General features: G+C 23.7%; 1 protein-coding gene. It reads left to right on the top strand.

Annotation, left to right across the window (positions count from 1 at the left end; genetic code table 11):
- Positions 1-40: 40 nt before the first annotated feature.
- Positions 41-527 (top strand): hypothetical protein (locus tag ACP5Q2_RS09935; RefSeq protein WP_428099646.1); only part of this gene is annotated, 487 nt, incomplete at its 3' end.

Genomic DNA, 527 nt, shown 5'->3' with positions numbered 1-527 from the left:
TGTTGATGATTTTATAAACACTGTTGTTAAATTAATTATTATGAACAATAACTATATAACAATGAATTTTAAAGACATATCAATGGACGAAATATTAAAACAAATTGAACAACTTAAACAAGAACAATTTACAGAAAATATTTATGATATTATTTCAGAAGATGAACAAATAACACATAAGATTCCTAATGATGATAATGATGTAGATAATGCAAAAGAAAAAGATAATGATGATGTTTTACATAATATTGCACATGATGATGAAGAAAATGATGATTCTTCAGATTCTGATATTAAACAGAAGGATATGGTTTCAGTAAAAATTTATGAAGCAGATGATTCACATGATGATGATTTATTATCTCATTTAATAAATGAAGATGAAGAATCTGATGATGAAACAAAAGATTCTGAAAGAAATTCTGATAATGAAGATGAAGATTTATTTGATGTAGATGAAAACAATGATGAAGAAGAAATTGATGAAAAAGAAGAAAAACAAGTAAATGAAATGTTTGCAATAGTTA

It is taken from the genome of Calditerrivibrio sp., from assembly GCF_049968475.1.
Lineage (GTDB): Bacteria > Chrysiogenota > Deferribacteres > Deferribacterales > Calditerrivibrionaceae > Calditerrivibrio > Calditerrivibrio nitroreducens_A.
The sequence above is the reverse complement of the archived record's forward strand: the minus strand, read 5'-3'. Positions and strand labels throughout refer to the sequence as shown.